Origin of the sequence: Lacticaseibacillus pantheris DSM 15945 = JCM 12539 = NBRC 106106 (assembly GCF_001311175.1) — a bacterium.
Classification (GTDB): Bacteria; Bacillota; Bacilli; order Lactobacillales; family Lactobacillaceae; genus Lacticaseibacillus; species Lacticaseibacillus pantheris.
Genome location: NZ_BBAI01000007.1, coordinates 70,134 through 77,357 on the forward strand (window position 1 = coordinate 70,134; position 7,224 = coordinate 77,357).

Below are 7,224 nucleotides of genomic sequence, written 5' to 3' on the forward strand. Positions count from 1 at the left end.
ATCAAAGCGGATAGACCGAGTGGTTTTCTCGGGCTAGTCCGCTTCGCGGTAGCCCGGAACGGGCGTGAGCGTGAGGTTCGTAGCTTCGGCCGCACACTACCACCGCTCACGCGGAGCCGCAAAAGCAACACGAGCCGGCATCCAAAACCGCAAACCCCTTGCCGTTACGGTAGTAGCCACGTATACTAGCAACGAATATAAGATATACATACGCTTATGCATTTTGCGCGTAAAGCAGCCTAAAAATGTAGTATTGTTATTACAAACCATTCAGAAAGTTGGCATATTGTTCATGAAGGTCGTAAAATTCGGTGGCTCCTCCCTCGCCACAGGTCCGCAGCTCGAGAAGGCCATTAACATCGTTACCGCAGACGCTGACCGCCGCATCATGGTGGTCTCCGCCCCCGGCAAGCGTCAGTCTGGTGACACCAAGGTCACCGACCTACTCAGCACCCTCGCCGATGCCGTCGTTGACGGCACCGACACCGAACCAGTTACCGAAGAAATTCTGAGTCGCTACGTTGATATCGCGCGCTATTTTGACGTGCCCACCGACATCATCGACCGCCTCCGCCGTCACCTCGGCGAAATGGCGATGCGTAACTATCCTTCCAACGACTACCTGTACGCTGCGTTCATGGCTCAGGGTGAGTTTATGAACGCCCAACTCGTTGCCGAAGTGATGACGCACCAGCGTATCAACGCCCGCTTTGTCGGCCCTCGCGACCTAGGTATCACCGTTGCCGGCGAGCCCCGTTCAGCTACCGTCACTGACGACAGCTATGCCCGTATCGCTCAGTTTGAACTGCAACCTGACGAAATTATCGTTGTGCCCGGCTTCTTTGCATACGACAAAGACGGTAACATCGCCACCTTTGCCCGCGGCGGGTCCGACATTACCGGATCCATTCTCGCCCGCGGTTTTAGCGTTGACCTCTACGAAAACTTTACCGACGTATCGTCCGTTTACGCCGTCGACCCACGCGTCGTGGAGCACCCCCGCGCCATCCGCACCCTGACATACCGGGAGATGCGTGAACTGGCTTACTCTGGGTTCTCCGTGTTTAACGATGAGGCCATCATCCCCGTGATCCAGGCGGGTATTCGCGTCAACGTCAAGAACACCAACGACCCTGAGGCGCGCGGGACGTTCATCGCGCCAACCAAAGACGTCAACCATCACCACCACATTACGGGCGTGGCCGCCAACCGTAACTTCGTGGGCCTCTACCTGCACCGTTACCTGATTAACACTCAAGTTGGGTTCACGTTGCGCCTGCTGCAAATCCTGCGCAAGTACAACGTCAGCTACGAACACATGCCATCGGGAATTGACGACCTCACCATCATCATCGACAAGGGTCAACTGTCGCCGGACAAGAAGCGCGGCATCACGGCGGACATTAAGTCGGAGATTGCCCCCGACCAGCTCGAGTGGTTCGACGACTTTGCGGTGCTCATGATTGTGGGCGAAGGATTGTACGCGCAGAATGACCTGCTGGCTAAAATCATGGTAAGCCTGGCCGATGTTGGCATCGCGCCGACGATGATTAACCAGGGGGCCTCTCGCATCAGCATTATGTTGGGTGTACCCGCCGAGCAAGCAGACGACGCGGTCCGCGCTGTGTATGAGCTAAGTTCTACACACCGTGACCCAGTGGAGAAAGCACCAGCGCACCAAGCCTCACTAAATTAGGACGAATTCGACCAGGCCGCTAACACGCGGCCTGGTCTTTGTTTTATCTCTTCGCTCCATGGTGGCGGTGCTGGCCGGTGGGGGTGCTGTGGGGTACTGCGACTTGGTGGACCGCTCCACGGTGACCGCTGCTAGGGCGAAACCTCCAACCGCCAAAACCGCGGTTTCCGGTGCGACTTAGAGACTGCCTGCCAAGCCCGGGCAGTCAGTCTCTAAGTTCGTCGCGCTGTACGTCACTGCGTTCCTACAGCGGCAAGCCCCCAAACAGCGGTCACCGTTCCGGGTCCAGTCGTCTCCGCACCCCACAGCACCCCCACCGGCCAGCACCACACTTGCGAACAGAGTTATGAATAAGCGCTTGAACTAAACCGTCATCCGATGCCAATGTCAATTCCACAAGAGTAGTTGGGCGTGTACCGGCAGCTAGTGCAACCGAATAGACGTATGGGTAAGGGTCCAGGCCCCTGAAATCAGCGTCCACGCAGTATTTAGAACACGCAGTTGAGGTTTAGAACGAAAACGTCATGCCTGGAGATGGGACTAACAGTAGCGCGAGGCCGCGTCGGTCGGAACGGTGAGCGGAGGCGTGTAGGGTCGGAGTGGTAACCACTTCCAGGGGGCACCGCCGTGGGAACGGAGTGACGTACGGCGCGACGAATTCTGAGACTGACCGGTGGGTTTCCGGGCAGGCTCAGAATCGCGACGGAAACGCGCCCGCACTTGGCGGGTTGTAGCCTTCGCCCTAGCAGTGGTTACCGCGGAGCGCCCTACGGAAGCCGCAGCTCACCGTTCCGGCCTACGCTGCCACCACCGCATTGACCAACAAAGTTGCCCCGCACTCTTGACCAGCCTCTAATAATGATTTAATATTATGGCAATATAAATGACGCAGAGATGAGTAGTGCACCCGTGAGTTCACAGAGAGCCGAAGTTGGTGGAATTCGGCAACATCGCGGTGCGTGAAGATGGTCTCAAAGCAAAGTTAGGTGCGTACGAGCGTAAGTGAGTACCCCCCGGTTCCACCCGTTAACGTGGTCCAGTATCGCGGCCAAGCCGCCGTACTGCTAGAGTGGCTACCGGCGACGGCGGCCAGAACACGGGTGGTAACACGAGCAAATCTCCCGCTACAAAGGTAATGACTTACCTTTGTAGCGGGACGATTTTTTTTGCGTAGCCAAGCAAGCTGACCGCCATAACCCACCAGAAAGGAGCCCCCCATCATGACCATTGCTATCACAACTGGTTTCACGCGTAACCACATCACGCCCACACCCCACGCACTCCGCATCCTGGTGTTGAACCTGATGCCCACCCGCGCGGTCACCGAGCAACAGATTGTTGCGGCGTTAGCCACTACCGGAACCGACCTCACCATCACCTTTGCCGTACCTGGTACTCACCACATTCGTAACCACGCCGCGGCGGTGCATGCGGCCTACCCAACACTCGATGAACTCACCGACCAGTACTTTGACGGCCTCATCGTTACGGGGGCTGCCATCGATCGCCTTGCATTTAACGACATTGATTTCTGGCCGGAGTTTCAGCGGTTCATTGCGTGGCGACGCAGCCATGTTAACCACAGCCTGTTCCTCTGCTGGGGCGCGTACGCCGCACTCCACTTGGACAACGTGGCGGACGGGCACCAGGTCACCCACAAAATTTACGGCGTCTACACAACGAATGGCATCACCATGCCGCACTCACGCTACTTCACCATTCCCACCAATTCGGTACGGACGGGCAAAGTCGTAGCGGGAGACGACCGGATTGGCGCCACAATCGTTACCAACACCGCGTTACGGTCCACCTACGTTACCGGGCACCTCGAGTACTGGACCGGCACGCTCGCGTCCGAGTTCCACCGCGACAGGCACCGTGGGCTCCGCATCGCGCCACCCGCCCACTACTTTGATCCGAACCTACGTCCCGTTAATTCGTGGCGGAACGATACCACTAAGTTTTACCGTCAATGGCTCCAGCAACTCACACCCCAGGAGGTAGCTCATGACTAAACTAGCAACCCAACTTGTTCAAGGCACCAACGGCACGGAAGACGACCGGTCCGGCTCCGTGGTCGTTCCGCTTAACTTTTCCACGGCGTTCCGGCACCCCGGACTCGGCGAATCCACCGGCTTTGACTATTCCCGGATGACCACCCCGACCCGGCTGGAGTTGGAAAAGCAGCTGGCCGCCATCGAACACGGCACCCACGCCTTTGCTACCAGCTCCGGGATGGCCGCCATTGACCTCGTGTTCTCGACGCTCACGGCCACCGACGACCATTTCATCGCCAGCGACGACCTCTACGGCGGTTCCTTCCGCTACTTTGATGAGCGTCAGGCGCGCTACCACGTCAATTACGATAAATGGAATGGCCGCAACGTCGACGACCTGTTGTTGCTCATTCGCCCCACAACCAAGTTGATTTGGCTGGAGACGCCCAGCAACCCGACCATGAAGATTATCGACATTGAGGCGGTCGCCCGCACCGTGCACGCGACCCGGCCGGACATCCTGATTGCGGTGGACAATACCTTCCTCACGCCGGTATATCAGAATCCGCTCGACGACGACGCGGACATCGTGGTGCACTCGGCCACCAAGTACCTCGGTGGTCACAACGATATCCTGGCTGGAGCGGTAATTGTCAAAGACGACCAGCTGGCCGACAAGTTGAGCTTCCAGTTGACCACCACCGGCCAGAACCTAGCCCCGTTTGATAGCTGGTTGCTAATTCGCTCACTCAAAACGCTCCACGTGCGGATGAAATACCACACCGAAAACGCCCAGTTCTTAGCCGCGGAGCTACCCAAAGTCGCGGGTGTAGACCGGGTGCTGTACGCCGGTGTCGGCGGTATGATTAGCTTTTACCTCGCGGATGATTTCAGCGTCGACCGCTTTCTCCGTGCACTCCGGGTCTGTTCGTTCGCCGAAAGCCTGGGTGGGACGGAATCCCTCGTCACCGTGCCGTACGTCCAGACGCATCACGACATGCCAGTCGGTGACCGCCTAGAGTTAGGCATCACGCCCCAGCTAATTCGCCTGTCAGTCGGCCTCGAGGACAAAGAGGACCTGTTGGCCGACCTGACACAGCTATCGCCGCCGGAGCACCAACTACCACCAAGTAATTAGTATCAAAACGGATCGAGTTTTATACGGATAACACAACATACATGTAACTTTGCCAGCATAAAAAAATAAAGCGAAGCCATGCGCTTAGAAGGTAGCGCGTCAGGTGTTCAGACTAGCAAGCACTTGTTGCTGGTTGGGCCGGACACCCAACGTGATACCTTCTGCGTGGTGCCGCTCAACTAAGGAGCCGACTCATGCACGATTGGACTAAAATCATCAAAGCCACTACCGTTCAGGACCCTGCTACGGGGGCGGTGAACACCCCCATTCAGTTATCGTCAACGTTTAATCAGGCGAGCTTCGACGAGTTCGGGAAGTTTGACTACTCGCGTTCCGGTAACCCCACCCGTGAGGTTGCGGAACACGCCGTCGCTACTTTGGAGGACGGTCAATTTGGCTACCTGTTCAGCACGGGGATGGCCGCCATTAGCTCCGTCCTGATGACCTTTAGCCAGGGTGACCACCTGATTATTTCTAAGTACGTATATGGCGGGACGTTCCGTATCTTGGAGGAAGTACTACCCCGCTTTGGCATCGAGCACACCTTCGTCGACCTCTCCGACCTGGACGCCGTAGCCGCGGCCATTCAGCCGAACACTAAGGCCATCTACATTGAAACACCATCTAACCCGATCCTGGCCGTCACCGATATCGCGGCGGTGGCCGACCTGGCCCACCAGCACCACCTGATTGCCATCGCGGACAACACGTTCATGTCGCCGGTGCTCCAGAAGCCTTTGCACCTAGGGTCGATATCGTTGTCCACTCGGCCACCAAGTTTTTGGCGGGTCACTCCGACATTGTGGCAGGAGCGGCCATCACGAACGACCAAGAATTAGCGGACCAGATTTACTTTATTCAGAACGCGGTTGGCGCAACACTGGGCGTCACCGACTGTTGGTTGCTGTTGCGGGGAATCAAAACGCTAGGCGTCCGGATGCAGCAATCCAGCTCCGCCGCACAACGGATTGCCGAGTGGCTGGAACAACAGCCCCAAGTGACGCGAGTCTGTTACCCGGGGCTGCCCAGCAACGCGGGTTACGCAATCCAGCAACGCCAAGCCGTTAACGGTGGGGCCGTCCTCAGCTTTGACGTAGGTAGTGAGACCGCCGCACGCACGGTCGCGGAAACGACGACCATCCCTGAGTTCTCGGTATCACTCGGTGGTACGGAGACAATTTTGTCGTACCCACCAAAGATGAGCCACGCCGAGCTCAGCGTGGCGGACCAGGCCGCGTCAGGGATTACGCCCGGGCTGCTACGCTTCTCGGTCGGCCTGGAGGATCCCGACGACCTGATTGCCGACCTCGCACAGGCCTTTGCCAAAATCGCCGTGCCCGCACAGTCGTAGAGGGGACCGGTGATCATGGACACAATTAACATTGGCCTACTAGGATTGGGCACCGTGGGCTCGGGGTTGGTTGAGATTTTACGGCAACCCCAACCGCGACTAGCAGCACGCCGCCTCAAAGTGACGCGGATTGCGGTGCGCACGGTCACGCCGGAACGCCAGGCACAGTATCCTGACATCGCGCTCACTACGAACAGCACCAGTATCGTGACGGACCCTAATATCAAAGTGGTGGTGGAGGCCATCGGCGGTCGGACGGCTGCTAAGGAGCTCATCACCACCGCCCTCACCTTTGGTAAACACGTCGTCACGGCCAACAAGGACCTCATCGCTACGGATGGCGCTGAGCTCAGCCAAATTGCGGCCGCCCACCACGTGGGTTTGTACTACGAGGCGGCGGTGATGGGTGCCATCCCCGTACTGCGCACGCTTCGCAACGCCTACGCGGGCGACCCCATTTCACGAATCACGGGCATCGCCAACGGCACGAGTAACTTCATCCTGACGCAGATGATTGCCCATGGAGCGTCGTACGACGATGCGCTCAGCTTGGCCCAAAGCAAAGGGTTTGCGGAAGCCAACCCAGCCAACGACGTCGATGGTTTGGACGCAACGTACAAGTTGCTGATCCTGACCCGCTTTGCGTTCGGCATGAGCCCACCATTGATGACGTCAGCATCCAGGGCATCACGACGCTACAGCCTCAGGACTTTGTGGCCGCCAGCATTTGGGGCTACGCCATTAAGCCGCTGGCGGTGAGCGAACTCACGCCAGACGGTCTGTGTATGCGGGTGGCCCCGCACTTGGTACCGTTGGCGCACCCGCTGGCAGCGGTACGGGACGAGAACAACGCGGTGTTGATTGATTCGCACAACGTCAACCGCCTGAGCATGGTTGGTCCGGGCGCCGGCGCGCTGCCCACGGCCAACTCCATCGTGGCTGACCTGCTGGACCTGGCTGACAACATCCACGACGGCAACACCCCCGAACGCTTCGTAGACACGGACACCCCGGCGGTCGTGGCGGACGCGGCGCACCGGGT

At 58.2% G+C, this 7,224-nt stretch carries 4 protein-coding genes and 2 pseudogenes; all 6 read left to right on the forward strand.

Annotated features, from left to right (window positions below; translation table 11 throughout):
- The first annotated feature begins 292 nt into the window (after positions 1-292).
- The gene (locus JCM12539_RS04125) at positions 293-1,696 is read left to right on the forward strand and encodes an aspartate kinase (RefSeq protein ID WP_082405334.1); all 1,404 of its coding nucleotides are present in this window, start codon (positions 293-295) and stop codon (positions 1,694-1,696) included.
- A 1,220-nt stretch (positions 1,697-2,916) separates the two neighbouring features.
- A complete protein-coding gene (locus JCM12539_RS04130) occupies positions 2,917-3,711 on the forward strand; it encodes a homoserine O-acetyltransferase/O-succinyltransferase family protein (protein WP_054649476.1) in 795 nt (264 codons plus the stop codon).
- Positions 3,704-4,831, forward strand: a complete 1,128-nt coding sequence (locus JCM12539_RS04135; protein ID WP_054649479.1) for a trans-sulfuration enzyme family protein — start codon at positions 3,704-3,706, stop codon at positions 4,829-4,831. The genes JCM12539_RS04130 and JCM12539_RS04135 overlap by 8 nt, the downstream gene beginning before the upstream one ends.
- A 194-nt stretch (positions 4,832-5,025) precedes the next feature.
- Positions 5,026-6,182, forward strand: a pseudogene (locus JCM12539_RS04140) (trans-sulfuration enzyme family protein).
- A gap of 15 nt (positions 6,183-6,197) precedes the next feature.
- Entirely contained in the window at positions 6,198-6,941 is a 744-nt protein-coding gene (locus JCM12539_RS04145; protein WP_054649481.1) for a homoserine dehydrogenase, read from the forward strand.
- A pseudogene (locus tag JCM12539_RS14565) lies at positions 6,896-7,224 on the forward strand (homoserine dehydrogenase); the annotation flags it as partial. The gene JCM12539_RS04145 and the pseudogene JCM12539_RS14565, both read left to right, overlap by 46 nt.

Coding starts and splice junctions, on each gene's coding strand:
- JCM12539_RS04125 (WP_082405334.1), top strand. CDS start 293: ATGAAGGTCGTAAAATTCGGTGGCTCCTCCCTCGCCACAGGTCCGCAG.
- JCM12539_RS04130 (WP_054649476.1), top strand. CDS start 2,917: ATGACCATTGCTATCACAACTGGTTTCACGCGTAACCACATCACGCCC.
- JCM12539_RS04135 (WP_054649479.1), top strand. CDS start 3,704: ATGACTAAACTAGCAACCCAACTTGTTCAAGGCACCAACGGCACGGAA.
- JCM12539_RS04145 (WP_054649481.1), top strand. CDS start 6,198: ATGGACACAATTAACATTGGCCTACTAGGATTGGGCACCGTGGGCTCG.